Genomic DNA, 24239 nt, shown 5'->3' with positions numbered 1-24239 from the left:
CTTAACGCGCTCACCATAGCACCGTGTTGCTGGTGGAAACAGTGGTGCTGATGGTGCATGTGTTGATCCTGTGGCTATCTTGCGCTTATCCACAGACAATCCTTATGACTTGGCAGCATGTTGTATGGTCCCTAGTCTTTATCCCAGTTGCACTGCCTCCGCCGGGGGCGGCAGTTGTATTGGGGAACGTATGGACGCGCTTGGAATTGTCGAGGACGAGGTCCGTGAGCTGATCCGTCGTCGAGGGCTGGATCCGCTGCACCAGGCTGGTGAGGTGCGCCGGCTTGTTGAGGCAGCGGTTACCGACTACGACGAGCGAGCGCTCATGGGACCTCTTCCTCCCATAGGTCCACTCGATGCAGCGCGCCGGTTCCTCTTCGATGCTGTTGCCGGCTTCGGCGTGCTGCAGCCCCTGCTGGACGATCCCTCAATTGAGGAGATCTGGCTCAATGCGCCCAATGAAATTTTTGTGGCCCGCAACGGCGAATCGGAACTTACCTCCCTGAGCCTCACCGAGCAGCAGGTCCGGGACCTGGTGGAGAGGATGCTCAAGAGCTCAGGGCGCCGCCTGGACATGTCGTCTCCCTTTGTGGACGCAGCACTTCCCGATGGCTCCAGGCTGCACGTCGTCATTCCCGATGTGACCCGCAAGCATTGGGCAGTGAACATCAGGAAGTTCGTGGTGAAGGCCAGCCGCCTTGAACATCTCGTCGAGCTCGGCACGCTCACGCCGCAGTCAGCCCGTTTCCTGGGTGCAGCCGTATCAAGCGGCCTCAACATCCTGGTTTCCGGTGCAACCCAGGCCGGCAAGACCACGATGCTGAACTGCCTGGCAGCGAGCATCGGCAGCCGGGAACGTGTGATCACCGTTGAGGAGATCTTCGAACTGCAGTTTCCCCTGCGCGACGTCGTCGGCCTCCAATGCCGGCAGCCGAACCTGGAGGGTGAAGGCGAGATCCCGCTTCGCCGGTTGGTCAAGGAAGCCCTTCGCATGCGGCCCGACCGGCTGGTGGTGGGCGAGGTCCGTGAGGCGGAGAGCCTGGACATGCTGATCGCTTTAAACAGTGGCCTTCCAGGCATGTGCACCGTCCATGCAAATTCAGCACACGACGCCGTCACGAAGATCTGCACCCTGCCCCTGCTCGCGGGCGAAAACATCTCAAGCGCCTTTGTTGTCCCCACTGTCGCATCCTGCATCGACCTGGTGGTGCACTGCAGCCGGCACGCCAACGGACGCAGGGAGGTCACCGAGATCCTGTCCTTGGGCCGCCGCGTCGAAAACGGCATCATCGAGTCCTCCCCGGTGTTCACCATGATGGATGGCACCCTGCAGGCCAGGGCCAACTCGATGCCTGCCGCTGAAAAGTTCAACCGGGCAGGCTACGACGTCGCGGCGTTGCTGGATCCGCGATGACGTCAGCATTGCTGGGGGTGACGGCAGGGACGGGCCTCTTCCTGATCTGGTGGTCCTGCTGGGAGTCTCCGGCACACGGTCCGCGGGAGCGGAAGGCCAGCCGCCTGGCCGATCTTCTCGCCTCCGCGGGCGTGGACAGAGTATCTCCGGGCGGATTGTTGGGTACGTGCTTGGGCCTGGGGCTCTTCGTGGCCCTGGTGTTCTACGCCATTAGCCGCTCCTGGCCAATCGCTGGCTGCTTCGCGCTGTTCGCGGCATGGCTCCCCGTCAGTGTCGTGCGCTGGAGGGCGAAAAAGAGAAGCGCCCTATTGCGACAGTTGTGGCCCGACGTCGTCGATCACCTCCGCTCCGCGATACGCGCCGGTTTGCCGCTGCCCGAGGCACTGATTCAGCTGGGGGACAAAGGCCCCGAAGAGTTGCGGCACGTCTTTCGGGAATTCGCCGCCGACTATCGCGCGGGAGGCCAGTTCGATGCGTCGCTGAACAAGCTCAAACACCGGCTCGCCGACCCTGTCGCTGACCGCATTGTCGAGGCCCTGCGCCTCACCCGCGAGGTCGGGGGCTCCGATCTGGGCAGGCTGCTCGGTACGCTGGCCGAATTCCTCCGCGAAAGTGCTCGCACCCGCAGCGAACTTGAAGCAAGGCAGTCCTGGACCGTCAATGCGGCGCGCCTTGCTGTCGCTGCCCCGTGGATCGTCATGATCCTGCTGGCAACGCGGCCGGAAGCGGTGCAGGCTTACAACACGGCTGTAGGCGCGGCAGTCCTGCTCGGGGGACTGGTGGTTTCGCTGGTCTGCTACTCCATCATGCTAAGGATTGGCGCTCTTCCGCAGGATGAGCGGGTGTTGAGGTGATCGGGATTTCGCCGGCGGCAGTTGTATGTGGGGCTGTACTGGGCGTCGGCCTATGGCTCGTCGTGTTTAGATCCCCGCTCATGCGTGCCACCACACTGACAGAACGCATCGAGCCGCAGCTGAGGTCCCAGAACCTCGAATCACGGCTCCTGAACTCCGCGGAGCAGAACCTGACGCCCTTCGGACCGCTCGAAAGGATACTTCGCCCGGTTTTCCGTGACGGCATGGCGGCGCTGGGACGGCTGAACCCCTCGCCGGGAGCCACCGCCCGACGCTTGGCACAGGCAGGCATCAACAAATCTTCCGTCGACTTCCGTGCGGAGCAGCTCCTGTGGGCTGCTGCAGGTTTCGTGGTTTCCCTTGGCTTAATCCTCATAGGAGCAGCAGCCGGGAGGTTCAGCCCCTTGTTTGCGGCCCTGGCAGTCCTGGGCAGCGCCGTGGGCGGCTTCATGCTGCGTGACTATTGGCTGGGCGCGCAGGTCCGTCGGCGGGAAGCACGAATGATGGCGGAGTTCCCGAGTCTCGCCGAACTGATGGCGCTCGCCGTCAGCGCAGGGGAGAGCGCAACCGGAGCGCTTGAGAGGGTCTGCCGCAGTGCCAAGGGCGAACTGTCCCAAGAGTTCTCGAACATTCTTGCCGAGACCCGGGCCGGCAAACCGTTGGTGACGGCACTGCAGGCATTCTCGGGCAGGACGGATCTGGCGCCACTGGTCAGGTTTGTTGACGGCATCATCGTCGCAGTTGAGCGAGGCACACCGCTCGCGGATGTCCTTCGTGCCCAGGCCCAGGACGTGCGGGACACAGCCAAACGGGACCTCATGGAAGCTGCGGGCAAGAAGGAGATCGCGATGATGGTGCCGCTTGTTTTCGGCGTGCTCCCCCTGACTGTGGTCTTCGCCGTTTTTCCCGGGCTTGCAGCCATCAACCTGGGCTTCTAGGAAGACAAGACACGGAACGCAAGAAGCTCGAAGAATCAAATCAGGAAGAGGACGAGAAATGAAAACCATGGGTAACCGCTGGGCATCCCTGCTCCTGGTGTTGGGTGCCCTGCTGGGCACCGGACTTTGCTCAGGAGGGCGCCACGCTGAGGACCATGAGAGGGGAGACGTCCCCGGGTGGGTCATGATCACCTTGATGTCAGCAGTCCTGGTGGCCGCGCTCCTGGCACTTGCCGGACCGGCGCTCGAAGCAATGTTCAACCAGGCGATGGAAACGGTCGGAAGCTAGCCGATGACGCAATCCTCCCGTCGCGCCGGCCAGGCCAGCAACAAATGCGGGTTGCCCGGGGCGCGGGAGCAGGGCTCGGCAGTGGTGGATTTTGTCTTGGTGGGAGGCCTCCTCACCATGTTCTTCCTGGCGATTATCCAGCTGACCTTGATCCTGCACGTTCGGAATACCTTGATCGATGCTGCGGCGTCAGGGGCACGCTACGGAACCCTGGCGGACCGGGGAGCCGCGGACGCAGAGGAACGGACCCGCGGGCTGATTGGCGTAGCCCTGACTTCCGGATTCGCCGAACACGTCAGCACGAGCGAAGTGACCGTCCAGGGGCTTCGCACCCTCGAAGTGACAGTCCGGGCTCCAATGCCCGTGATCGGTCTCATCGGTCCCCGGGAGATGCTGGAGGTGAAGGGGCATGCGGCGGTCCAGCCATAAATGCCTGTGGTCCCCGCTCAGGGCCGGCCTGGGCGAAGCCCTTTGCCGGATACCGCGGGAAAGCGATGCGCCGCAGGAACCTGCCCGCAAGCACGAACAGGGGAGCGCGGTGGTCGAATTCACGTTCCTGGCCCTTCTGCTGATGGTGCCGCTGGTCTACTTCGTCATCACCGTGGGGCAGATCCAGGGCGGCTCCTTTGCCGTGGTGGGAGCAGCCGACCAAGCCGCGAAGGTTTATGTGGCCCAGCCTGACGGAACAACCGCCCAGGCTGCAGCAGAACAGGCTGTCGCCGTCGCCCTTGCCGACTTTGGGCACCAGCCTGAGGAAGCGAGCGTTGCCACATCCTGCAATCCGGCAGACTGCCAGGCCGCAGGCACCGCAGTCACCGTTACAGTGACCCTGGCCGTGCCCCTGCCGTTCGTGCCCTTTAACGATGGTTTCCGGCTGGCGGCGAGCGAGGTACAGGCATCCTCGACTCAACTGGTGGGCCGGTTCCGGTGACCAGCAGGACCGTGACCGGCAGGACACGAGGCGAGGACGGCCAGATGATGGTGATGATCCTCGGCTACGTAACCTTGGCGTTGCTGGTGGCAACGGTGGTGGTTGGCATTTCGTCCGTCTACCTGGAGCACAAGCGGCTGCTGTCGCTGGCCGACGGCGCCTCCCTGGCTGCCGCTGACAGCTACACCCTGGGCGAGGTGGAAGGGCAAGGCGGCAGCCCGTCGGCCACCCTTGACCCCGCCCGGGTCCGGAGCGTCGCAGCCGACTTCCTGGCAAGGAGCCCCGCATCGCAGCGTTTCGACGGCCTGGCGGTCACGGGGGCAACAGGCAGTCCCGACGGCGCCACCGCCGTCGTTGTCTTGACCGCAGCAGTCCATCCGCCGGTGGTGAACTTCCTGGTGCCCGACGGCATCAGGATCGAAGCAACGTCGACGGCCCGCTCGCGGCTGACGCGCTGACTTCCCGGACGCGCAGAATGTATGCGCTCCGGGCGCCAATAGCGCACGCCGGTGCGCTGCCCCGGATAGCGTAGGCTTAAACAACCATGGCCAATATTGATTTTTCTGCTGAAATCCGCGCCCTTCGCGCTACCTACGAGTCCATTGAGCGGGTCTCCGACGTAGACGCACTGAAGGAAGACATCGCCGAATTGAGCGAGCGGGCGGGCGAGCCGGACCTGTGGGACGACCCCGCAGCGGCGCAGAAAATCACCTCACGCCTTTCCCACCGACAGTCGGAACTGGAACGCCTCAACAACCTTGCGTCACGGATCGATGACCTCGAGGTCCTGGTGGAGCTGGGGCAGGACGAGGACGACGCCGATTCCATGGGGGAGGCAGCGGCTGAACTCGAGTCCATCAAGAAGGCCCTGAAGGAACTGGAAGTGGTCACCCTGCTTTCCGGTGAGTATGACGAACGGGAGGCAGTGGTTTCCATCCGCGCAGGTGCCGGCGGCGTGGATGCTGCCGATTTCGCCGAGATGCTGATGCGCATGTACCTCCGCTGGGCGGAACGCCACGGTTACCCCACCACGATCATGGACACCTCCTACGCGGAGGAAGCCGGGCTGAAGTCGGCCACCTTCGAAGTCAAGGCACCCTACGCGTTCGGCACGCTCAGCGTCGAGGCCGGCACGCACCGGCTGGTCCGCATCAGCCCCTTCGACAACCAGGGCCGGCGCCAGACGTCCTTCGCCGCCGTCGAAGTAATCCCGCTGATCGAACAGACAGACTCCATCGAAATACCGGACAACGAGATCCGGGTTGACGTGTTCCGCTCATCCGGCCCGGGCGGACAGTCGGTCAACACGACGGACTCCGCAGTCCGCCTCACGCACATCCCCACCGGCACCGTAGTGTCCATGCAGAACGAAAAGTCGCAGCTGCAGAACCGCGCCGCCGCCATGCGCGTGCTGCAGTCCCGGCTCCTGCTCCTTAAGAAGGAGCAGGAAGACGCCGAAAAGAAGGCACTGGCCGGCGACGTCAAGGCATCCTGGGGTGACCAGATGCGGTCCTACGTCCTGAACCCGTACCAGATGGTCAAGGACCTGCGGACCGAGCACGAGGTGGGCAACACCTCGGCCGTGTTCGACGGGGAGATCGACGACTTCATCGACGCCGGAATCCGCTGGCGCACCGACAACCGCAACGCTGAAAAATAGGCCAGGCGGCCGCCAAGGCCCAAGAGCGAATTCGCCGACACGCCCCCGGATAACAGCGTGATACGCAAAGACTCCTGCGTATAGTCGAGGGGCCGGGGCCCTACTTCCCCCAAACGAAAACCCGCGCACCGGCTGCAGAACTGGGCTGCATCAGAATCAGCCATGCCCTGCAGGGTACTTAGGGCCATGATCCGATTCGAAAATGTCACCAAGGTCTACGACCAGAAAGCCCGGCCTGCGCTGGACTCCGTCAACCTTGAGATTGACCGCGGCGAATTTGCCTTCCTGGTGGGCGCATCCGGCTCCGGCAAGTCCACCTTCCTCCGGCTGGTGCTCAAGGAAGACCGGGCGACATCCGGCGCCGTCTACGTCGCCGGCCAGAACGTCGCCAAGATATCAAGCTGGCGCGTGCCCAGGCTCCGCCGCGGAATCGGCGTCGTCTTCCAGGACTTCCGGCTCCTGCCCCAGAAAAACGTCTTCGCCAACGTAGCTTTCGCCATGCAGGTCATCGGCAAGAGCCGCAGCGTCATCAGGGACACAGTCCCCGAGGTCCTGAAGACCGTTGGCCTCGAGGGCAAAGAGCACCGCATGCCGCACGAGCTCTCCGGCGGTGAACAGCAGCGCGTGGCCATTGCCCGCGCAGTGGTCAACAGGCCCGGGATCCTCCTCGCCGACGAGCCCACCGGAAATCTTGACCCCACCACCTCGATGGGCATCATGGGTGTCCTGGACAAGATCAACCAAAACGGAACCACCGTGGTGATGGCCACCCACGATGACGACATCGTCAACGAGATGCGCAAGCGCGTGGTTGAGCTCAAGAACGGCATCGTCATCCGTGACGAAGCCAAGGCGCTGTACACCTCCATGATTCCCGTTGTCGGCCAGTCGCGCAGGCTCAAGGACGCCAGCGGCCGGGAAAACCCCGAAGCGGGCCTGCCCGGCGAAGGCGAGGGACAGCGATGAGGCTAGCGTTTATCCTCGGTGAGATCGGCAGCGGACTCCGCCGCAACCTCTCCATGGTGGTCTCGGTCATCCTGGTCACCTTTGTCTCGCTCACCTTCGTGGGCGCGGCCGGCATGCTGCAGATGCAGATCAACCAGATGAAGGGCTACTGGTACGACAAAGTCCAGGTGGCCGTCTTCCTGTGCAGTGAAGGGTCGACGGCGGCGGGTTGCGCCAGCGGGCCAGTCACCCCCGAGCAGCAGGAGAGCCTCAACGCCTTGCTGGAATCTCCCGCAGTGGCGCAGTACATCAACGACTTCCAGTTCGAGTCCAAGGAAGAGGCCTACAAGCACTTCAAGGACCAGTTCTCGAATTCGCCCATCGTTGACTCGGTCACGCCGGACCAGCTCCCGGCATCCTTCCGCATCAACATGAAGGATCCGGAAAAGTACCAGATCATCAGCGAGACCTTCTCTTCCCAGCCGGGAGTGGAAACGGTGATCGATCAGCGCCAGCTCCTTGAGCGCCTGTTCTCGGTCATGAACGGCGCCTCGCTGGTGGCCGTCAGCATCGCAGGCGTGATGATTGTGTGCGCCATCCTGCTGATCGCCACCACCATCAGGCTCTCCGCTTTCAGCCGCCGCCGCGAAACGGGCATCATGCGCCTGGTGGGGGCCTCCAAGACAGTGATCCAGCTTCCCTTCATCCTGGAAGGTGTCATTGCCGCCGTCATCGGCGCGGCGCTGGCCTCCGCCACGCTCTGGGCCGTGGCCCACTTCTTCCTGGGCGACTACATGGCCCAGCAGTACCCGGACACAGCCTTCATCTCCGCCGGGCAGACGCTGATCCTCGCGCCGGCATTGATAATCCTTGGCGGATCCTTGGCCGGAATTTCGTCTCTCTTGACCTTGCGCAGATACCTTCGCGTCTAGGTATGCAAACCGAACTAGGAATGCCCATGAACTTAACGGACCAAACGTCGCCGCGACACCGGCTCAACAGCCGCCGCACGGCGCACCGCAAAAGCATTCTCAGCGGCGTGCTGGCAGTCGTCCTAGCCGCGGGCCTGGCCTCATCTTCGGCGCCGGCCTTCGCTGACGAGCTCGAGGACAGGCAGAGGGCACTGGAAGCGGAGGCTGCCCGCGTCCAGCAGTCCCTGGAATTCGTTGATTCGCGCATTGCCAAGGCGGCCAGCGACCTGGTGATCTACCAGGGCCAGTTGCCCGGCGCGCAGCAGGCACTGCTCGAGGCGCAGGGGCGCGTGGCCGGTGCCGTCAAGGAGGTGGAGGCGCTCTCCGCCCGTGTGGACATGGCGCAGCAGAACAAAGCCAAGATCACCCAGCAGCTTGAGACGGACAAACAAAAGATTGCCGACACCAAAAAACTGATCGGCCAGATCGCCACCCAGGCGTACAAATCCGGCGGCGTTCCGTCCAACCTGTCACTTTTCTTCGGGGCCAACAACGGCGGCAGCCTCACCGAAACCATGGACCTGGCGGACCAGGCCATGCGGAGCCAAAACGCCGCCATGGACAAGCTGTCGCAGCAGAACGCGACCAACGTGAACTCCGAAGCCCGCCTGCAGGCCGTGGAAGCCGAGATCAAGGACCTCAAGGCAAAGGCCGACGCAGCCCTTGAGCGGGAGAAGGCCGCCCGTGATGAAGCGGCCGCGAAGAAGGAAGAAGTAGACCGCCTGATCGCCGACACCACCCGCCTTGACGCCGAACTCCAGGCGGCCAAGCCCGGCATCCAGTCCCAGCTCGCCGGCGTGCAGGCCAGCCAGAACGCTGTGGCCGCGGAAATCCAGGAACGCGACAGGAAACTCCGCGAAGCCTGGGAAGCCGAGCAGCGCAGGCTGGCGGCGGAAGCCGCTGCCGCTGCCGCGGCCGCCGCGGCAGCGAGGAACCAGCCGCCGCCCCCGGTGCAGCCTTTTGTGCCCTCTGTAGGATCGCCGTCGGCCTTTGGCCTCCGGCACCCGTTCGACGGCAGCGTTCCCATCACCTCCGGTTTCGGCTGGCGGGCAACCCCGCCGGGCACCATCGACTTCTACGGCCAGGGCGGGTACCTGCACACCGGCATCGACTTCGGCGCCGCCTGCGGCACGCCCGTCTATGCGGCAGCGGCGGGAGAGGTCTTCAGCTCGGGCTGGAGTTCTGCTGACGGCGGCGGCTGGCGGGTCAAGATCTCCCACGGCCTGATCGAGGGCAATACCCTGAACACCATCTACTACCACAACGCCAGCATCGTGGTGTCGAACGGGCAGCGGGTCTCGCAGGGACAGCTGATTGCCTACTCGGGCAACACAGGTAACTCCACGGGCTGCCACGCCCACTTCGAGACCTGGCTGAACGGCGCCGCCGTAGACCCGATGCGCCTGCTGTAGGGCGGCCGTCAGCCTGCCGTAGACTGGTATGACTCCGCGCCGGCCGGGCCGGAGGACATCCGATTCTCGAACTGAGGAGCTTTCCCTTGCCTAAAGAAAGTGGCCGTAAAGTGGTGGCCACCAACCGTAAGGCCCGGCATGACTACCACGTGCTGGACACCTACGAGGCTGGAATCGCGCTCATGGGCACCGAAGTAAAGTCGCTGCGGGAGGGCCACGCGTCCATGGTGGACGGGTTCTGCACCTTCTACAACGACGAGCTGTGGATGGAAGCCATCCACATCCCCGAGTACAACCAGGGGAGCTGGACCAACCACGCCGCCCGCCGCCGCCGCAAGCTGCTGCTGCACCGTGAGGAGCTCATCAAGATTTCCCACAAGGTGCGGGAATCGGGCTACACCATCGTGCCGCTGCAGCTGTACTTCGTTGACGGCAAGGCCAAGGTGGAGATCGGCGTGGCCCGCGGTAAGCGTGAATACGACAAGCGCCAGACCCTCCGCGAGCAGCAGGACAACCGTGAGGCGCAGCGTGAGATGCGGGAACGCAACCGCCGCCGCTAGTGATCCGGCGGCCGGGAATGAATCCCCGGGAACATGCGTTACTATAAGTAGTCCGGAGGGGAAGCCCACCGGTTTGATAACAAAATACGGGGATGATCGGTTTCGACGATGTTAGTCGCGACAGGTGAAGCGGGCCGAGGATGCAGAATTATCTCGTAAACGCTGTCTGCAAACCAATAAGTGCCAATTCTAAGCGCACTGACTTCGCTCTTGCTGCCTAAGCAGTAAGACAGTCCGTCAGCCCGAGGTTGCTATTGCCCCGGAACCTGGCGTCATTTAGATAGCCACTGCTGCTTACCCCCGTCATCGGGGTGAGCGGGACTCTTAGATGACTGGGCCCGGATCAGCCAGCTGTTTGCAGCATGGCTGGGGCCGAGAAAATCCGACGCAAACTGCGCCCGGAGAAGCCCTGACAACACGACATCGGACGGGGGTTCAATTCCCCCCATCTCCACATTTTGAAAAGCCGCAAGGCACACTGAAAGACCCGGACCCCTCGTCCGGGTCTTTCAGTGTTTAAGCGCACGGCCTCAAGAAGCGGCTGTTCACCGACGGCGTAGCCGGTCCGGGACTAGCAGCCGCCGTCCATGGGTTGTCCTCTATAAGATCCGGCGTCGCGGCCCCGGCTGGGCCGGAGGCAGCCGGAGCAGCCAGGAGGTGCCCCATGAACCAGACACGCAAGCCCAGCCCGGAAGAGTTCGACGACGGCCCGCTGGACTCATATTCGGAGACGGTCATGCGGGTGGCTGAGACGGTTACGCCGCACGTTGCGGCCATAGAAATGACCAGCACACGCCGGACCGGCCGGTTCCGCGCGGGAGCAGGTTCTGCAGTCCTGTTTACCGAGGACGGCTATCTCCTGACGAATTCGCACGTGGTGGCCGGCACCACTAAGGGCCATGCCGCGTTTGCCGACGGCAGCCGGACCGATCTCGAACTGGTTGGCGTGGATCCATTGTCGGATCTCGCCGTGGTCCGCGGCAAAGCACCGAGGGTGGCCCCTGCCCGGTTCGGCGACGCTGAGACACTGCGTGTGGGCCAGCTGGTCATTGCGGTCGGGAATCCGCTCGGGCTGGCAGGATCAGTCACGGCCGGAGTGGTCAGCGGCCTGGGCCGTTCCATCCCGGTCTGGGCGGGCGGCAACCGGCGGGTGATCGAGGACGTCATCCAGACCGACGCGGCCCTCAACCCAGGCAGTTCCGGCGGCGCCCTGGCAGACGCGCACGGCAGGATCGTGGGCATCAACACCGCAGTGGCCGGCGCCGGGCTTGGCCTCGCCGTGCCCATCAACACCACGACACGGCGGATCATCGCAGCCCTGCTGAAAGATGGCCGGGTCAGGCGGGCCTACCTCGGAGTGGTCAGCACCCCCATTCGGCTAAACGCCAGTGCGGTGATCAGGACGGGCCAGCGGGAGGGGCTCAGGGTGGTGGAGGTGCTGGCCGGATCGCCTGCAGAACGCGCGGGACTACAGGCCGGCGACATAATCCTTACAGCCGGAAGCCGTGCCGTCAGCAACGCTGAAAGCCTGCAGAAACTGCTGTTCGCCGATGCAATCGGCAAGCCGCTGCAGATCAGGGTGCTGAGGCACGGCAGGGATGAGGACCTCGTTGCCGTACCCGACGAGATGCAGGCAAACGGCCAGTAAGGCTACCGGCGCTTCTTCAAGTGCGCCACCGGGTCCTGGGCGCCCTCAGGGTTCTTCGCCTTCTTCTCGGCGCGTTTTTCCTTGATGGTCTTGACCGGCTTCTTTGCCAGGTTCTGGTGGGGTGTTTTGTCCGGCATGGCGTGCTCCTTACAGCAGGGGACGGGCTGCGTCCCACTTCGTAAGTTACGCCTATTCAGCCCCGAATGTAATGGCCTGGATCGACACGAAATCAGTCCGGAACAGGTACGTCGGCGATGCCCACAAAACGTGTCCCGACGCCGTCGAACTCGCTGCGGACGTACCCCTCACGCGTGCGGGGAACCTCTCCGGAATCGTGGTGCCCGCACACCACGTAGGTGAAGTCCGGCCACCATTTCTTGGGGCGCGCGGCTTCCTCGTAACCGCAGACTGCGCATTCCAGATGGACCCACACAGGGCGTTTGCCGGTGCGGTTTGCGCGGGACTGGACCAGCCAAGGCGGCGGGTTGTCCAGGATTTCACCCAGCTCGGCCTCGGTCATCCACTTCGGAAGGCCATGGCGCTGTGCCATCTCCATGGGTACATCAAGGGCAATGGCCGCGTCGCGTCTGCTAATCATCACCATCCACGATACGGGAGCCCGCCAAATCAGCGCGCCGTCACCACAGCTGACAAGGCAGCCAACGCTAGGAAACCAGGGCGATCCCGGCAGCTGCCGCGCCAAAACCCAGGACCAGGTTGGCCGCAAGATTCACTGCGGCAGCGCCGAATCGTTCCTCGCTGAGCAGCCGCACCGTTGCGGTGGTCCACGAACTGAAGGTGGTCAGCCCTCCGGCCAGGCCCGTGGCCAGGCCGGCCTGCCACTCGGCGCCAAGCCCCAGCCCCGCAGTGGAGCCGTGCGCTGCTCCGATGACGAAGCTGCCGGCCACGTTCACCAGCAACGTGGCCCAGGGCCAGTGCAGCCTCTCTGCGCTGCCTGTGGCGCGTGTACTGCGGATGGAGCTGTGATGCGCAAACCAGCTGTCCACGCCGAAGCGGAGAAGGGCGCCTGCCACGCCGAATATTCCTACCATGACCGCCGCGATCACCGGCGGACCCCGGGGCGCCGGCCAACCAATTTCCCGGCCCGCCACCCCACGCCGGCGGCCGCAAGTCCAAGGAGCAGCGACAGTGCGAGGTAGGCGGACCACACACCATGCTGCCCGGCCCGGGCCAGTTGGTCCACGGAAAAGACCACGGCCGAGAATGTTGTGAAGGAGCCCAGCAGGCCAGGCCCCAGCCCGGCCCGCAGCCAGAAGGCAGTCTGCGGCCGGGCCATCCACATGGTGGTCAGGGCGGCCAGGACAAAGCTGCCGGCCACGTTGATGCCCAGGGTGGTCCAGGGAAAGGCGCCGGGCAGTTCAGGAAACGCAACAGCCAGGCCGTAGCGCAGCTCGGTACCGATCAGGGCGCCGGCCGCCACCGCAAGCCAGGCGCGCAGCCCTACGCCGGAAGTCTTCAGCCGGCTCACACCCTGGGCAAGTCAGCGTCCCCGAGGAGGCAGCCGGGGTGGGGGTGGTCGCTGTGCACCCACAGCGCCGACGTAACCTCGTCAGCGAGGTCGTAGTTCCGTTCGCGGCCCGAATTGCTGATCCGCACCACCAGGGCGCCGCCGAAGGGCCGGCGGCCCACCACCTCAACTTCGGCGTCGAGGTCTATCTCCTCGGCCGCCAGGTAGCGGAGCAGTTCCGGGTTGTCGTCGCTGATCCGGGTAATCCGGCCGGTATGGCCCTCATCAAGTTCACCCATGAGGTGCGCGCGGGGCATGAACACTTTGCCATCGGCGGTGGGGATCGGATCGCCGTGCGGATCCCGCTGCGGGTTGCCCAGCTTGGCTGCCATCCGTTCTATGAAGGTGTCCGAGACGGCATGCTCCAGCAGTTCGGCTTCGTCGTGCACCTCGTCCCAGCTGTACCCCAGCTGCTGGACGAGGTACGTCTCGATCAGCCGGTGGCGCCGCACCATGGAAAGGGCAAGCCGGAGACCGGCGTCCGTGAGCCTGATGGCGCTGTACGGTTTGTGGTCCACCAGGCCCTGGTCCTTCAGCTTGCGGACCATTTCCGATACGGAGGAATTGGCCACGCCAAGGCGCTGCGCCAGCTGGGAGGACGTGATGGGCTTGTCCTGCCATTCGGTGAATGAGTAGATGACCTTGACGTAGTCCTCGATGGAGGAGGAGGGCGCGCTGGTCTTCACGGGATCAAGCCTACCGGCTCGCCGCCGCCATGCGGGGACCGGCGGGGCTGGCGGTGGCGGGCACTCATGCCCTCACCGCCCGCCAGGCCAGGGTGAGGTAAGGCAACTCCAGGTCTTCGTCCGGCGCATGTCCCAGGTGCTCATGCAGGTACCAGTCGAGGTTCGCCAGTACCTTCGCCCGGGTGGCCTCACCCGCACGGAGGTAGTAGCTGCGCGACTTTGTCAGCTCCATCAGGTCGGTGGTGGTGACGGAGTCCTGCCAGTGCGTCAGGTGGTCCTCCAAGCCCTCGAACTCAGGCCCCACCAGCGGCCGGAAACCGGGTTTGTAGACGTCTCCGGCATGCATGATCCTCGAGAGCCGGTGGACCCAGGGGACGGACGTGTCCAGCTGGTTCCACACCAGGCCAAGCGTTCCCCCCGGGCGGAGGACGCGGGCCAGTTCCGTGCTTGCCCGCAGCGCATCGCACCAGTGCCAGGCCTGCGCCACGGTGACGACGTCGAACGCTGAGTCAGGCAGGCCGGTGGCCTCCGCGGTGCCCAGGACAGCCGCGGCGCCGGGATAATGTTCCGCCAGCTGTCCGAGCATGTCGGCTGAGGGGTCCACCGCCGTGACGGACAGCCCCAGCCCCAGCAGCAGTTCAGTGAACTTGCCCGTGCCGGCACCAACGTCGAGCGCGTCCCGGGCGCCCGGAGGTACCAGCCACTGTGCTGTCTCAGCGGGATACCCGGGCCGCACCTGCTGGTAGTGTTTGCCGCCATCCTGGAAGCTCTGGCCCAGCTCCCGCCGCCGGCCGTGATCCAGCCTGGGGCCACCCCGTGCCACGCGTGGCCTCCTTCGTCGGGTCTCGTTGCTACCTTCCGAATTTACCGCACCCGCGCCGGTGTGGCGGAGCGGCAGCATGCAGGCGGGCCGCAGGTCAGTCGTCGATGCAGGGGGCGGCGCCGGCCGTTCCCGGAGTGTTGGGAGCCCAGTGCGGGTAGGTGCGGTTGTCGTTGGCGGGAACCCAGCGGCCCGCGTCCACCACGTAGTCCCAGCCGAGCCCCTTGCTCCGCAGGTCACGGATTCCTGCCAGGAGCCGCTCGGCATCGTCAAGCCGGGATCCCACGCCGAAACTGGCACGGAGGGAACCCGACGGCAGCCCCAGCCGCTTGAGCAGCGGGTGGGCGCAGAAGCGGCCGTCACGCAGGCCCACGCCATGCTCTGCCGACAGGTACGCCGCCACCAGTCCGGCGTCGTAGCCTTCGACCGAGAAGTTGACCACGCCGATGGTGTCCGTATCCGGGTTGGTGTCCTGAAAGATCTGGTGGACGGTCACGCCGTCGATTCCCTGCAGGCCCTCCACCAGGTAGGAGCGGATGGCTGATTCGTGCGCGTGCCAGCGGTCCTGGTCCAGCCCCGCGATGACCTGCGTTGCGCGGGCCAGGGTGGCCGCTCCCAGCACGTTCGGTGATCCGCCCTCATGGCGGGCCGGGCCCGTTGCCCAGCTGACGCCGTCGAGCCTTGCCTCCTTGACGGCGCCGCCGCCGGCAAGGTGCGGTGTTCCGGCGTCGAGCCAGTCCGGCCGGCCCACCAGCACACCGGCGCCAAAAGGCGCGTAAAGCTTGTGCCCCGAGAAGGCGATGTAGTCGACGTCGTCAGCGGTGATGTCGATGCGGCGGTGCGGCGCCAGCTGGGCCGCGTCCACCACGATCCGTGCGCCGTGCTCGTGGGCGAGTGCGGCGAGGGCGCGGACGGGAAGGATCTCGCCCGTGACGTTGGACGCGCCGGTGACGGCGAGCAGGCTTACCCCGCCGTGCTGCAGTTCGGCACGCACGGCCTCAATGGTCCCTGCGATGGTGTCGTCCGCCACGATGCTGCGGTGGGGCACGCCCTGCCATGGCAGCAGGTTGGCGTGGTGCTCAATGTCGAGGTACAGGACGTCGCCGTCGGCCCGGCCGTTCGTGACGGGCAGGCAGCCGGCCAGCAGGTTGAGGGAGTCGGTGGTGTTCCGGGTGAAGATCACGGAATCGTCCGGGCGGCCGCCCACGAACTCCCGGACGATGGCCCTGGCATTCTCGTAGACCGAGGTGCTGATCTGGGAGGCGTAGCCGGCTCCGCGGTGCACGCTCGCGTAGAACGGCAGGATTTCATTGAGGTAGGCGGACACCACGGAGAGCGCCGGCGCGGACGCGCCGTAGTCCAGGTTCGCGTACCGGACGTGCCCGCCATGGATCAGGGGAGCCTGGATTTCGGCGCCCGTGACTGCCGCCAGGGGACGGCCGGCTGCGGCGTGGCGCTGGTCGAAGAGGGCGTCCTGTCCGGGCTGTGCTGCGGCGTCAGGCTGGATTGCGGCGTTGGGGGAGACGGTGGCTGTTGTCACAGAGACCTCACTTTGGAACAGGACTCCGCTGGGGGAATCCGCGCTTGCCGCATCCGTTCCGGACCGGCCTGGTCGTCACCCGGGGCACCCCACCGCGAATGGAGGGTTGCCGGCCAGCAAACCGGGGTTTAGCGCTGGCACTCGTGACCTGGTTAAGAGCGTAGGACATAGCCCGCGCAGGCTAAAAGCCGGCCGGAATGTTAAGGCCTTTGTTACGCGCAGTTGAAAAGGTCCGCTTTTGCCGAAGATAACGACGGCGGGCGCCTCCTTTCGGAGGTGCCCGCCGTTGATTGTTCGGAAGAGGAGGGTCAGAGGAGGTCGTCCAGGTCCGGGTTCAACCGGCGCAGCACCTCCGAGTGAAGGATGGAATTCGTGGCCAGTGCGTTGCCGCCGAACGGGCCGTCCTCACCTTCCAGCGATGTGAACCGGCCGCCCGCTTCAACCACGATGGGCACCAGGGCGGCCATGTCGTAGAGGTTGAGCTCGGGCTCGCAGGCGATATCCACCGAGCCTTCCGCCACCATGCAGTACGACCAGAAGTCCCCGAATGCCCTGGTACGCCACACGTCCTCCGTGAGGCCCAGGAATTCGTTGAGGTTACCGCGCTCCTTCCAGCCGCCAAGGCTCGAATAAGACAGGGAAGCGTCGGACAGTTTGGACACGTTGGACACGCGGAGGCGGGTTGCGGCTGCCAGGGAACGTCCCATATAGGCGCCCATGCCCTTGGCCGCCCACCAGCGCTTGCCCAGTGCAGGGGCGCTCACCACGCCCACCACCGGCTCGCCTTCGTCCACGAGGGCGATCAGCGTGGCCCACACCGGAACGCCGCGGACGAAATTCTTGGTGCCGTCGATGGGATCGATGATCCACCGCCGCGCACCATGGCCGGTGCTGCCAAACTCCTCGCCGAGTACGGCATCGCGCGGACGGGAACGGGAGAGCTGGCCGCGGATGGCCTCCTCGGCCGCCTTGTCGGCATCGGTGACGGGCGTCAGGTCCGGCTTGGTCTCGATGTGGAGGTCCAGCGCCTTGAAGCGGCTCATTGTCTGGTCGTCCACTGAGTCGGCCAGGACGTGGGCCAGGCGCAGGTCATCGTTGTAGCTCGAAGCGGGTTGGATCATGGTTCCAAACTACCGTCTGCGCGCCGTTCTGCCGGGAACCGGGCCCCGTCAGTTGACGCTGCCCAGCTCCTTGGCCTCCTGGGCTTCCATTCGGGGGTCCGTCCCCAGGAGCCGCCGCAGGGAGGCCAGCCTTGCTGAACCGGTGGGTCCGGCATGGCCTCCCGCTACCCACGCGTCCAGCCCACAGTCCACGGCGGTGGCTGTGTGCTTGCAGCCGCGCTCGCAGTCATCCGTGCCGGGGGAGAGGTCCGGGAAGGAGCGCAGGATCCGGTCCGGGTCCACGTGGGCCAGGCCGAAGGAGCGGATGCCGGGGGTGTCGATGATCCAGCTGCCGGACGGCGCGTCAGCGAGGCGCAGGGCGAGGGCGGACGACGACGTGTGCCTGCCCCGGCCGGTCACCGCGTTCACCCCTCCGGTGGCCCGTTCGGCCCCGGTCAGCGCATTCACCATGGTTGACTTGCCCACGCCGGAATGCCCCAGCATCACGGTCACTTTCCCGCCGAGGTGGGTCCGGAGCTCCGCGACGGCGGCCCTGTCCAGGCGGGCGGAGAGCCCGTCGTCGGAGCGGGCATCCACGCCCGAGGCCTGCGCATCCGCCGTCCGGCTGATGATCACGGGGAAGTCCAGGTGGGTGTAGTTGGCCAGCAGCTCCGCAGGATCCTTGATGTCCGCCTTGGTGACCAGCAGGATCGGCTCGATACCGGCGTCGTAGGCGGCCACCAGGGCGCGGTCGATGAAGCCAGTCCGTGGCTCGGGGTTGGCAGCGGCCACCACAATGACCAGTTGGTCCGCGTTGGCCACCACGGCGCGTTCCACGGGATCAGTGTCATCGGCGCTGCGCCGCAGGAGCGTCTTGCGGTCCTGGATTTTCACCAGCCGCGCCAAAGTGTCCGGCTCGCCGGAGACGTCACCCACGAGTGAAACGAAATCCCCCGCCACCACCGGGTTCCTTCGCAGTTCCCTTGCCCTGGCGGCAATAACCACACGCTCGTTGCCCGAGTCCTCACCCACCACAGCCCTGTAACGGCCCCGGTCAACCGTGATGATCCGGCCGGTGACGGCGTCGTCGTGGCTGGGCCTGTCCTTTGTGCGAGGCCTGGAGCCCTTTTTGCTGGGCCGAATCCGGACGTCGGATTCGTCCCAGGAGTCAGTGCTCCGCGCCACCGCTGGAACCTTCCGCCCCCGCCTCGGGGGTGCCGTCCTGCGCAAGCATGTCCGCCCACAACCGGGGGAAGTCCGGCATGGTCTTGGCGGTGGTGGCGATGTCCTCCACCTCGACGCCCTCCACGGCCAGGCCGAGGATGGCTCCGGCGGTAGCCATGCGGTGGTCCGCGTAACTGTGGACGACACCGGCGTGCAGCCTGGCAGGACGGATCACCAGGCCGTCGCTGGTCTCCTCAGCGTCACCGCCGAGCCGGTTGATTTCGGCCACCAGCGCGGCAAGCCGGTCCGTTTCGTGTCCCCGCAGGTGGGCAATACCGCTCAGCCGCGACGGTCCGTCCGCCAGTGCACACAGGGCGGCTACGGTGGGGGCCAGCTCGCTGGTGTCGGCGAAGTCCGCGCCCTTGATGGCCGGTCCGCCCGTGACTGTCAGGACGCCGTCGTGCAGGGTGACGTCCGCGCCCATCCGGGCGAGGATGCTGCGCCAGAGGTCACCCACCTGCTGCGTTTCCTCGGGCCAGCCGGGGATCCGCACGGTGCCCCGCGAGGCCAAAGCCGCGGCGAGGAACGGCCCGGCGTTGGACAGGTCCTGCTCGATCCGCTGGTCAAACGCCCGGATGGGTCCCGGGCTGACAACCCAGTGGTTGGGAACGGAGTCGTCCACGGCAACACCGGCTCCACGCAGGACGGCCACGGTCATGTTGATGTGGTCGAGGCTGGGCACGGGCTTGCCCACGTGTTCCAGGTGCAGCCCCTCGGTGAACCGTGCCCCCACCAGGAGCAGCGCCGAAACGAACTGGGAGGAGGCGCTGGCGTCGATTACCAGGTGGCCGCCGCGGACCTCACCCGTGCCATCCACCACAAACGGCAATGACGACGGCGTGCCGCCCTCCGTGGAGGAAACGGCCACTCCGAGCGACTTGAGTGCCTCGATGATGGTTCCCATCGGCCGCTTGCGGGCGTGGGGGTCGCCGTCGAACTCGCCGGCGCCCCTGCGCAGTGCCGCGAGGGGCGGGACGAACCGCATGACCGTGCCGGCGAGGCCGCAGTCGATCCTGGCCAGGGACGGGGCGGCGTCCGGGTCCAGCGGAACAACTTCCAGGTCGGGTCCGAAGGCTCCGTCCCCGGGCACCTCCGTAATGGTGGCCCCCAGCTGGCGAAGTGCTTCGATCATCAGCGCGGAGTCCCTGGAGTGCAGCGGTGCGCGCAGGCGGGACGGTCCGTCAGCCAGGGCTGCAAGGACCAGGTACCTGTTAGTCAGCGACTTGGAACCGGGTACCGTGACGGTGGCATTGACGGGCCGGGACGCGAAGGGTGCGGCCCAGTGGGGGACAGGCGTGCCGGAATCATCCCGGACGGCGGCTGCTGCGGTCATACGTTGTTATGCCCCCGTGGCCTGTTCCACCGCGCGGCGCACGGCTTTGTCCGCTTTGTGGAGTTTCTTGTTGGTGGTCTTCCTGGCATCCGCCGCGAGGTGGGACGCGCCCTTGCGTGCATCCGCGGCCAGGTGCTCTGCCCGCCAGGCCAGGCCCGGCTTGCCGGCAGTATCCACTGACGCCAGCAGTGCGCCCCCGCTCAACGACAGGTTCTTGAGGAGCTGGTTACGCCGGGTGTCGCGGCCTTCCTTGCTGCTGATGTCTGCGCTGCGCCATTCGACGAACGTGTTGAGCAGGGAAACCACGGTGAGCACAGTGGCCGAAAGCCTGGAGAACTTGCCCAGCCCGAACAGCACGCCGGCACCAACCTGGGTTCCGCCGATGACGCGGGCCAGGGTCTTCTCGTCCGTTTTGAAGGGCAGCGAGGCGGCCGCCTTGCGGAGCAGCGGCGAGAGCTGCTGCGCGGTGTCGTCAGCGTTCTTGAGCTTATCCATTCCAGCAAGGACAAAGCTGGAGGCCAGCATGGGGCGGGCGAGCGTGCGGACAAAGGACATGGATTTCCTCCCGGGTGGACGAACCGCGTCGAATGCGGCGGAGTCCGTCCTAGTCTTGCACTTTTGGGGAATATTTGCCGAGCGCGGGAGGTTATGGATGTCGGATCCGGGAACACCGGTCCGCAGGGAAGTCATGGGTGAAACCATGGAACAGATGGCCGGGCACGGATCGCCAGACGCCGGTCCCCGGCCGGACAAGCAGAGCGGAGTTGGGCCCTTGGCGCGCGTGTTGGACGGAATTGAAGCAGCAGGCCCGGTGGCACTGGACACGTTTAAGTCGGAACCATCAGGGTACGGGCCGCCGCGTGCGCGGAGCCTGACAGTAGACTTGAGGGCAATGAGCACCTTGGATCCGGCCGTCTCGGCCATGTACGAAGCTTCCCATGACGAAGCGAAGAGCAGCCTTGCCGCCGGAACAGAGGCTGCCGATTCCGCAGTTGTCCCGGTGGCCGGGCCTGCCGCGGAAGCGGGCGGGGACCTGGTGGATGTTTCCACTGAATCTGTGGAAGAACGCAGGCTGAGGTTCGAGCGCGATGCGATGCAGTATGTCGACCAGCTGTATTCGGCGGCGATGCGCATGGCCCGGAACCCGTCAGATGCCGAGGACCTCGTCCAGGAGGCCTACACCAAGGCTTTCTCCGCGTTCCACCAGTACAAGCCCGGAACCAACCTCAAGGCCTGGCTCTACCGCATCCTGACCAACACGTACATCAATCTGTACCGCAAACGGCAGCGGGAGCCGCTCCAGTCCAACTCGGACACCATCGAGGACTGGCAGTTGGCGAGGGCTGAGTCCCACACCTCCAGCGGTCTCCGGTCCGCCGAGGCCGAAGCGCTGGACCACCTCCCGGATTCCGACGTGAAGAGGGCGCTCCAGGACATTCCCGAGGAATTCCGCCTTGCGGTCTACTTCGCCGATGTCGAAGGGTTCGCCTACAAGGAAATTTCAGACATCATGAACACGCCCATCGGCACGGTGATGTCCCGGCTCCACCGCGGCCGGAGAATGTTGCGGGACATGCTGGGGGAGTACGCCGCAGAGCGCGGATTCAAGACAGCCGCCGAATCACCGGACGCGGCAGGAAGCACACAACAGGAGAGCAGGAAATGAGCGACTGCCAGGGATTGGGCGATTGCGATGACACCCGGATGCAACGGATCTACGAGTACCTCGACGGTGCTTTGACCCGCGAGGACATCACCGAAATCAAGAACCACCTTGATGATTGCCCGGAATGCACGGAGCAGTACGACCTCGAATGCGTGATCCGCAACATGGTTAAGCGCTCCTGCACCGAGGCTGCCCCGGAAAACCTGAAGAACGCCATTCTTGACCGGATCCACACGATCCGGCCGGTAGACGCGTAGGGCGGCCGCACAGCCGCCGCTGACAACAGCAAAGGACCCCGGAAGCCATGTGGCTTCCGGGGTCCTTCGCTTGAACCGTAGTTCCTGGCATGTGCCTAGGTGTTGGGGCGCTTCCCGTGGTTCGCGCCGCCACGCTTACGGTCACGACGCTTGCGTGCACGCTTGCTCATAGCTGGCCTCCTTCTTACTGTTGGTACTCAAAAGAGCTGCCCTCAAGTCTCGCACATCAAGTAGCTGCCCGCGAACCAGGGACGGCCGCGTGACCTGCGCTTTGTCAGCTGTAAGGCGTACAGGCCTAGGGTCTGAGCGAGTTGCGGATCGAGATGCCGGCCTGTTCGAGGACTGTCCTGACTGTTTCCAGTGCCAGGGGGCTGAGCGGCTGCCTGCCTGCGTGCAGCCGCAGTTCCGCCCTGAGATCGTCCCGGAACCGCTGGATCATCATTTCCGCTTCCTTCAGGGAGCGCTGGCTTTCCGGGGGCAACCTGCCGGGGACCTTGAATTCCGTCGACAGCGCGGTGGCCCGCGCAGCCTCCGCCGTGGCGGCAAGATCCGCGCGCAGGCCCCGCATGTTGCTGCGGATGTCGTCGCGGAGGTTGTCGGCCAAGCGCCGGACGGAGGCGGAGATTTGGCTCTCCACCCCGGCCAGTTCGTCACGGCGCCGGTTCAGCTCAGCCAGTCCGGAAGCGGTGATGCGGTAGTTTGTCCGGCGCCCGGCGGATTCCGTGGCCACCAGACCCTCCTCCTCAAGTTTTCCCAGCCGCGGGTAAATGGTTCCGGCGCTGGGGGAGTAGGTGCCACCAAACCTTTCCTTGAGTTCCTTGATGAGCTCGTAGCCGTGTTTGGGACCTGACTCAAGCAGTGCCAGCAGGTAGAGGCGAAGCGCGCCGTGGGCGAATACCGGGGCCATTAGGAGCCGGCTTCTGCACTTTCAACCGCCGGGCCGTGGAAGATGGAGGTTTTGCCGGACACCGTGTTCGTCCGCACCAGCATGAGCTGTCCGTCCGGGCCCGCAATGGTTTCCACCTTGCCGCCGACCACCGTGTACCGCTGGTCTCCGATCACCACCGCACCGCTGGCAGACTTGGCCACGATGTCCACGCCGACGTCATGGGGCAGGCGGATGGTGAGGTCTCCGGACACCGAGTTGGCCCCGAAATCGTGCGTGAAGCCCAGGAGGTCAAAGCTCATGTCCCCGCTGACGGTGTTGGCGCGGATATTGCTCAGGTGCCCGGACGCGGTCACTTCGCCGGAGACGCTCTTGGCGGTGAGGACACCGGTGTGGTTCCGGGCGGAGACTTCTCCGCTGATGGTGCTGATGTGCAGTTCACCCTCGGTACCGTCCGCCATGACCGAGCCGGAAACCGTGTTCAGGCGGGTCTGCCCTTTGATGCCGGACACCAGCCCGTCACCGCTGACTGTTCCCGCCTCCACGCGGACGTGGGCAGGAACGGCAATACTGATGACGGCTGAATTCTCGCTGTTGTGGCTGACGGTCCCCATCAGGTTCTTGAACCAGCCCTGGGGTCCGTGCAACTGGTGGCGGACCTCCAGCCGGCCATCGCTGAGGGATACCGCCACCGGGTCTCCCTGGACATCCGCGATCTCGATCCGGGCTACGGGTTCCTCGTGCGTGACCACGTCGAAGCGGCCCTGGACCATGCCCAGCTTCAGGGACTCCACGCCGTCGACGTCGATGGTCTGCGGGCTGGTGACAGTCCATTCTTGATCAGTCACGGGGTCCTCCAAAAGGCGATATATCGTGTTGACCCTTCCAAGCTACCCGCCCATGGAAACAGCGTCAAGATATATCGCGAATCGGGCCTACTCCGGGACGTCCATGCCGAGCCACTGGAACCAGCCCCGGTGAAGAACCAGCCATGCCATCAGTCCGTAACCTGCCTGCCCCGGAGTTCCCCCGTTGGCTGCCAGGTCCTGGCGCCACTGTTCGTGGTTCAGGAGAGGGGAGAAGGTGTCAACGTACAGGTGCTTGCGCCGTGTTGTGACGTCGGCGAAGGCCGTGTTCAGCTCATCCAGGCGCCTGTTCCGGTTCGGGTCCAGTGTGGGGGGCGGCCCCACGACGAAGACCTCAATCCGGTTCTGCGACGCCGAATCCAGGATGTTGGCCAGGTTGAGCCTGCTGCGCGCCGTGGAGAGCCCAAACTCGATGTCACGCCCGGAGAGTCCGATGACCAGCCTGTTTTCGGCGTGGTCGCTGAACCGGCGGCCGGCTTCCTCGAGCCACCGCGCGGCCAGGCCTTCCGTGCCTTCCTGCGGGCATGGGAGGGCGTAGCTTTCCAGGAGCATGCTGTCCCGGGGCGTGCGGGCGAGGACGCGTCCCAGCCAGCCGAGCGCCCGGGGATCACCCAGTCCGGCCAGCAGTTCATCTCCTACAGCTGCAATGCGCAGCTTCCTGTCTTCCACACGTTCCTCTTTACGTCAGTGCCTTGCCGCTGCAACCGTGGA

30 protein-coding genes, 1 other RNA gene and 1 riboswitch are annotated in these 24239 nt (G+C 65.2%); of the genes, 16 read left to right on the top strand and 15 right to left on the bottom strand.

Annotation, left to right across the window (positions count from 1 at the left end; genetic code table 11):
- The first annotated feature begins 190 nt into the window (after nucleotides 1-190).
- The 14 genes from U7114_RS03685 to U7114_RS03620 all read left to right on the top strand — a co-directional run bounded on the left by U7114_RS03685 (nucleotide 191) and on the right by U7114_RS03620 (nucleotide 11622).
- Nucleotides 191-1414 (top strand): CpaF family protein, encoded by a 1224-nt coding sequence (locus U7114_RS03685; protein ID WP_157241785.1) that lies wholly within the window; start codon nucleotides 191-193, stop codon nucleotides 1412-1414.
- On the top strand, nucleotides 1411-2268 hold the full coding sequence (locus U7114_RS03680; RefSeq protein WP_323056570.1) for a type II secretion system F family protein: 858 nt from the start codon (nucleotides 1411-1413) through the stop codon (nucleotides 2266-2268). The genes U7114_RS03685 and U7114_RS03680 overlap by 4 nt, the downstream gene beginning before the upstream one ends.
- Nucleotides 2265-3206, top strand: a complete 942-nt coding sequence (locus U7114_RS03675; RefSeq protein ID WP_323056569.1) for a type II secretion system F family protein — start codon at nucleotides 2265-2267, stop codon at nucleotides 3204-3206. The genes U7114_RS03680 and U7114_RS03675 overlap by 4 nt, the downstream gene beginning before the upstream one ends.
- Nucleotides 3207-3264: 58 nt before the next feature.
- Nucleotides 3265-3495, top strand: a complete 231-nt coding sequence (locus U7114_RS03670) for a hypothetical protein (RefSeq protein ID WP_157241787.1) — start codon at nucleotides 3265-3267, stop codon at nucleotides 3493-3495.
- 3 nt (nucleotides 3496-3498) lie between these two features.
- Nucleotides 3499-3924 carry a TadE family protein gene (locus tag U7114_RS03665; protein ID WP_197432487.1) on the top strand — a complete coding sequence of 142 codons (426 nt, stop codon included), beginning with the start codon at nucleotides 3499-3501 and terminating at the stop codon, nucleotides 3922-3924.
- The gene (locus U7114_RS03660; protein ID WP_157241788.1) at nucleotides 3905-4426 is read left to right on the top strand and encodes a hypothetical protein; all 522 of its coding nucleotides are present in this window, start codon (nucleotides 3905-3907) and stop codon (nucleotides 4424-4426) included. Before U7114_RS03665 ends, U7114_RS03660 begins: the two co-directional genes overlap by 20 nt.
- A gap of 44 nt (nucleotides 4427-4470) precedes the next feature.
- Complete coding sequence (locus U7114_RS03655; protein ID WP_323056689.1) at nucleotides 4471-4884, top strand: pilus assembly protein TadG-related protein; 414 nt, start codon at nucleotides 4471-4473, stop codon at nucleotides 4882-4884.
- An 86-nt stretch (nucleotides 4885-4970) separates the two neighbouring features.
- Nucleotides 4971-6086 (top strand): peptide chain release factor 2, encoded by a 1116-nt coding sequence (prfB, locus tag U7114_RS03650; protein ID WP_157241789.1) that lies wholly within the window; start codon nucleotides 4971-4973, stop codon nucleotides 6084-6086.
- Between the two features lie 186 nt (nucleotides 6087-6272).
- Nucleotides 6273-7052 (top strand): cell division ATP-binding protein FtsE, encoded by a 780-nt coding sequence (gene ftsE, locus U7114_RS03645; protein ID WP_157241790.1) that lies wholly within the window; start codon nucleotides 6273-6275, stop codon nucleotides 7050-7052.
- Complete coding sequence (ftsX, locus tag U7114_RS03640) at nucleotides 7049-7963, top strand: permease-like cell division protein FtsX (protein WP_157241791.1); 915 nt, start codon at nucleotides 7049-7051, stop codon at nucleotides 7961-7963. Before ftsE ends, ftsX begins: the two co-directional genes overlap by 4 nt.
- Before the next feature lie 26 nt (nucleotides 7964-7989).
- A complete protein-coding gene (locus U7114_RS03635; RefSeq protein WP_321213891.1) occupies nucleotides 7990-9414 on the top strand; it encodes a peptidoglycan DD-metalloendopeptidase family protein in 1425 nt (474 codons plus the stop codon).
- Nucleotides 9415-9500: 86 nt separating this feature from the next.
- A complete protein-coding gene (gene smpB / locus U7114_RS03630) occupies nucleotides 9501-9974 on the top strand; it encodes an SsrA-binding protein SmpB (RefSeq protein ID WP_009356865.1) in 474 nt (157 codons plus the stop codon).
- Nucleotides 9975-10062: 88 nt separating this feature from the next.
- Nucleotides 10063-10431: a transfer-messenger RNA gene (ssrA, locus tag U7114_RS03625) on the top strand.
- 207 nt (nucleotides 10432-10638) lie between these two features.
- On the top strand, nucleotides 10639-11622 hold the full coding sequence (locus U7114_RS03620; protein ID WP_157241793.1) for a S1C family serine protease: 984 nt from the start codon (nucleotides 10639-10641) through the stop codon (nucleotides 11620-11622).
- Between the two features lie 2 nt (nucleotides 11623-11624).
- Here U7114_RS03620 and U7114_RS03615 read toward each other — a convergent pair whose 3' ends face one another.
- The 11 genes from U7114_RS03615 to U7114_RS03565 all read right to left on the bottom strand — a co-directional run bounded on the left by U7114_RS03615 (nucleotide 11625) and on the right by U7114_RS03565 (nucleotide 20408).
- A complete protein-coding gene (locus U7114_RS03615) occupies nucleotides 11625-11759 on the bottom strand; it encodes a hypothetical protein (RefSeq protein WP_255428760.1) in 135 nt (44 codons plus the stop codon).
- A gap of 92 nt (nucleotides 11760-11851) precedes the next feature.
- The gene (locus U7114_RS03610) at nucleotides 11852-12220 is read right to left on the bottom strand and encodes a hypothetical protein (RefSeq protein WP_321213890.1); all 369 of its coding nucleotides are present in this window, start codon (nucleotides 12218-12220) and stop codon (nucleotides 11852-11854) included.
- 67 nt (nucleotides 12221-12287) lie between these two features.
- Complete coding sequence (locus U7114_RS03605; protein WP_323056568.1) at nucleotides 12288-12689, bottom strand: CrcB family protein; 402 nt, start codon at nucleotides 12687-12689, stop codon at nucleotides 12288-12290.
- Complete coding sequence (locus U7114_RS03600; protein ID WP_323056567.1) at nucleotides 12686-13111, bottom strand: CrcB family protein; 426 nt, start codon at nucleotides 13109-13111, stop codon at nucleotides 12686-12688. The genes U7114_RS03605 and U7114_RS03600 overlap by 4 nt, the downstream gene beginning before the upstream one ends.
- Nucleotides 13108-13836, bottom strand: coding sequence for a metal-dependent transcriptional regulator (locus tag U7114_RS03595; RefSeq protein WP_321213887.1), 729 nt, complete (start codon nucleotides 13834-13836; stop codon nucleotides 13108-13110). Before U7114_RS03595 ends, U7114_RS03600 begins: the two co-directional genes overlap by 4 nt.
- A gap of 64 nt (nucleotides 13837-13900) precedes the next feature.
- On the bottom strand, nucleotides 13901-14659 hold the full coding sequence (locus U7114_RS03590) for a class I SAM-dependent methyltransferase (protein WP_323056566.1): 759 nt from the start codon (nucleotides 14657-14659) through the stop codon (nucleotides 13901-13903).
- A gap of 94 nt (nucleotides 14660-14753) precedes the next feature.
- On the bottom strand, nucleotides 14754-16196 hold the full coding sequence (locus tag U7114_RS03585; RefSeq protein ID WP_323056565.1) for an aminotransferase class V-fold PLP-dependent enzyme: 1443 nt from the start codon (nucleotides 16194-16196) through the stop codon (nucleotides 14754-14756).
- A 35-nt stretch (nucleotides 16197-16231) separates the two neighbouring features.
- Nucleotides 16232-16345, bottom strand: a riboswitch (SAM riboswitch).
- Between the two features lie 159 nt (nucleotides 16346-16504).
- Nucleotides 16505-17317 carry a histidinol-phosphatase gene (hisN, locus tag U7114_RS03580; protein WP_157241797.1) on the bottom strand — a complete coding sequence of 271 codons (813 nt, stop codon included), beginning with the start codon at nucleotides 17315-17317 and terminating at the stop codon, nucleotides 16505-16507.
- A gap of 48 nt (nucleotides 17318-17365) precedes the next feature.
- Entirely contained in the window at nucleotides 17366-18481 is a 1116-nt protein-coding gene (locus U7114_RS03575) for a ribosome small subunit-dependent GTPase A (protein WP_321213884.1), read from the bottom strand.
- The gene (aroA, locus tag U7114_RS03570) at nucleotides 18465-19853 is read right to left on the bottom strand and encodes a 3-phosphoshikimate 1-carboxyvinyltransferase (protein WP_323056564.1); all 1389 of its coding nucleotides are present in this window, start codon (nucleotides 19851-19853) and stop codon (nucleotides 18465-18467) included. The genes U7114_RS03575 and aroA overlap by 17 nt, the downstream gene beginning before the upstream one ends.
- A gap of 6 nt (nucleotides 19854-19859) precedes the next feature.
- Nucleotides 19860-20408 (bottom strand): DoxX family protein, encoded by a 549-nt coding sequence (locus U7114_RS03565; RefSeq protein WP_157241800.1) that lies wholly within the window; start codon nucleotides 20406-20408, stop codon nucleotides 19860-19862.
- 337 nt (nucleotides 20409-20745) lie between these two features.
- On the opposite strand from U7114_RS03565, the gene U7114_RS03560 reads away from it, so the two are divergent.
- Together U7114_RS03560 and rsrA are read left to right on the top strand one after the other, a co-directional pair.
- On the top strand, nucleotides 20746-21519 hold the full coding sequence (locus U7114_RS03560) for a sigma-70 family RNA polymerase sigma factor (protein ID WP_321213882.1): 774 nt from the start codon (nucleotides 20746-20748) through the stop codon (nucleotides 21517-21519).
- Nucleotides 21516-21776 carry a mycothiol system anti-sigma-R factor gene (rsrA, locus tag U7114_RS03555; protein WP_157241802.1) on the top strand — a complete coding sequence of 87 codons (261 nt, stop codon included), beginning with the start codon at nucleotides 21516-21518 and terminating at the stop codon, nucleotides 21774-21776. Before U7114_RS03560 ends, rsrA begins: the two co-directional genes overlap by 4 nt.
- Before the next feature lie 95 nt (nucleotides 21777-21871).
- Here rsrA and U7114_RS19370 read toward each other — a convergent pair whose 3' ends face one another.
- The 4 genes from U7114_RS19370 to U7114_RS03540 form a co-directional block, all read right to left on the bottom strand.
- Nucleotides 21872-21946, bottom strand: coding sequence for a 50S ribosomal protein bL37 (locus U7114_RS19370; RefSeq protein ID WP_369299106.1), 75 nt, complete (start codon nucleotides 21944-21946; stop codon nucleotides 21872-21874).
- A 125-nt stretch (nucleotides 21947-22071) separates the two neighbouring features.
- Nucleotides 22072-22683, bottom strand: coding sequence for a PadR family transcriptional regulator (locus U7114_RS03550; RefSeq protein ID WP_323056563.1), 612 nt, complete (start codon nucleotides 22681-22683; stop codon nucleotides 22072-22074).
- On the bottom strand, nucleotides 22683-23510 hold the full coding sequence (locus U7114_RS03545; RefSeq protein ID WP_321213880.1) for a DUF4097 family beta strand repeat-containing protein: 828 nt from the start codon (nucleotides 23508-23510) through the stop codon (nucleotides 22683-22685). The genes U7114_RS03550 and U7114_RS03545 overlap by 1 nt, the downstream gene beginning before the upstream one ends.
- 87 nt (nucleotides 23511-23597) lie before the next feature.
- Nucleotides 23598-24197, bottom strand: a complete 600-nt coding sequence (locus tag U7114_RS03540; protein WP_321213879.1) for a GDSL-type esterase/lipase family protein — start codon at nucleotides 24195-24197, stop codon at nucleotides 23598-23600.
- Nucleotides 24198-24239 lie beyond the last annotated feature (42 nt).

This window comes from Pseudarthrobacter sp. C1, from assembly GCF_034720455.1.
GTDB lineage: Bacteria > Actinomycetota > Actinomycetes > Actinomycetales > Micrococcaceae > Arthrobacter.
Note: the sequence above shows the minus strand (reverse complement) of the source record. Positions and strands in the feature narration are given on the sequence as shown.

Excerpts from the sequence above, each read along its gene's own strand:
- rsrA (WP_157241802.1), top strand. The coding sequence starts at position 21,516 with ATGAGCGACTGCCAGGGATTGGGCGATTGCGATGACACCCGGATGCAA.
- U7114_RS03565 (WP_157241800.1), bottom strand. The coding sequence starts at position 20,408 with ATGTCCTTTGTCCGCACGCTCGCCCGCCCCATGCTGGCCTCCAGCTTT.
- U7114_RS03660 (WP_157241788.1), top strand. The coding sequence starts at position 3,905 with ATGCGGCGGTCCAGCCATAAATGCCTGTGGTCCCCGCTCAGGGCCGGC.
- U7114_RS03620 (WP_157241793.1), top strand. The coding sequence starts at position 10,639 with ATGAACCAGACACGCAAGCCCAGCCCGGAAGAGTTCGACGACGGCCCG.
- U7114_RS03615 (WP_255428760.1), bottom strand. The coding sequence starts at position 11,759 with ATGCCGGACAAAACACCCCACCAGAACCTGGCAAAGAAGCCGGTCAAG.
- U7114_RS03665 (WP_197432487.1), top strand. The coding sequence starts at position 3,499 with ATGACGCAATCCTCCCGTCGCGCCGGCCAGGCCAGCAACAAATGCGGG.
- ftsE (WP_157241790.1), top strand. The coding sequence starts at position 6,273 with ATGATCCGATTCGAAAATGTCACCAAGGTCTACGACCAGAAAGCCCGG.
- U7114_RS03685 (WP_157241785.1), top strand. The coding sequence starts at position 191 with ATGGACGCGCTTGGAATTGTCGAGGACGAGGTCCGTGAGCTGATCCGT.
- U7114_RS03670 (WP_157241787.1), top strand. The coding sequence starts at position 3,265 with ATGAAAACCATGGGTAACCGCTGGGCATCCCTGCTCCTGGTGTTGGGT.
- aroA (WP_323056564.1), bottom strand. The coding sequence starts at position 19,853 with ATGACCGCAGCAGCCGCCGTCCGGGATGATTCCGGCACGCCTGTCCCC.
- U7114_RS03610 (WP_321213890.1), bottom strand. The coding sequence starts at position 12,220 with ATGATTAGCAGACGCGACGCGGCCATTGCCCTTGATGTACCCATGGAG.
- U7114_RS03635 (WP_321213891.1), top strand. The coding sequence starts at position 7,990 with ATGAACTTAACGGACCAAACGTCGCCGCGACACCGGCTCAACAGCCGC.
- U7114_RS03550 (WP_323056563.1), bottom strand. The coding sequence starts at position 22,683 with ATGGCCCCGGTATTCGCCCACGGCGCGCTTCGCCTCTACCTGCTGGCA.
- U7114_RS03680 (WP_323056570.1), top strand. The coding sequence starts at position 1,411 with ATGACGTCAGCATTGCTGGGGGTGACGGCAGGGACGGGCCTCTTCCTG.
- ftsX (WP_157241791.1), top strand. The coding sequence starts at position 7,049 with ATGAGGCTAGCGTTTATCCTCGGTGAGATCGGCAGCGGACTCCGCCGC.
- U7114_RS03655 (WP_323056689.1), top strand. The coding sequence starts at position 4,471 with ATGATGGTGATGATCCTCGGCTACGTAACCTTGGCGTTGCTGGTGGCA.
- U7114_RS03560 (WP_321213882.1), top strand. The coding sequence starts at position 20,746 with ATGAGCACCTTGGATCCGGCCGTCTCGGCCATGTACGAAGCTTCCCAT.
- hisN (WP_157241797.1), bottom strand. The coding sequence starts at position 17,317 with ATGATCCAACCCGCTTCGAGCTACAACGATGACCTGCGCCTGGCCCAC.
- prfB (WP_157241789.1), top strand. The coding sequence starts at position 4,971 with ATGGCCAATATTGATTTTTCTGCTGAAATCCGCGCCCTTCGCGCTACC.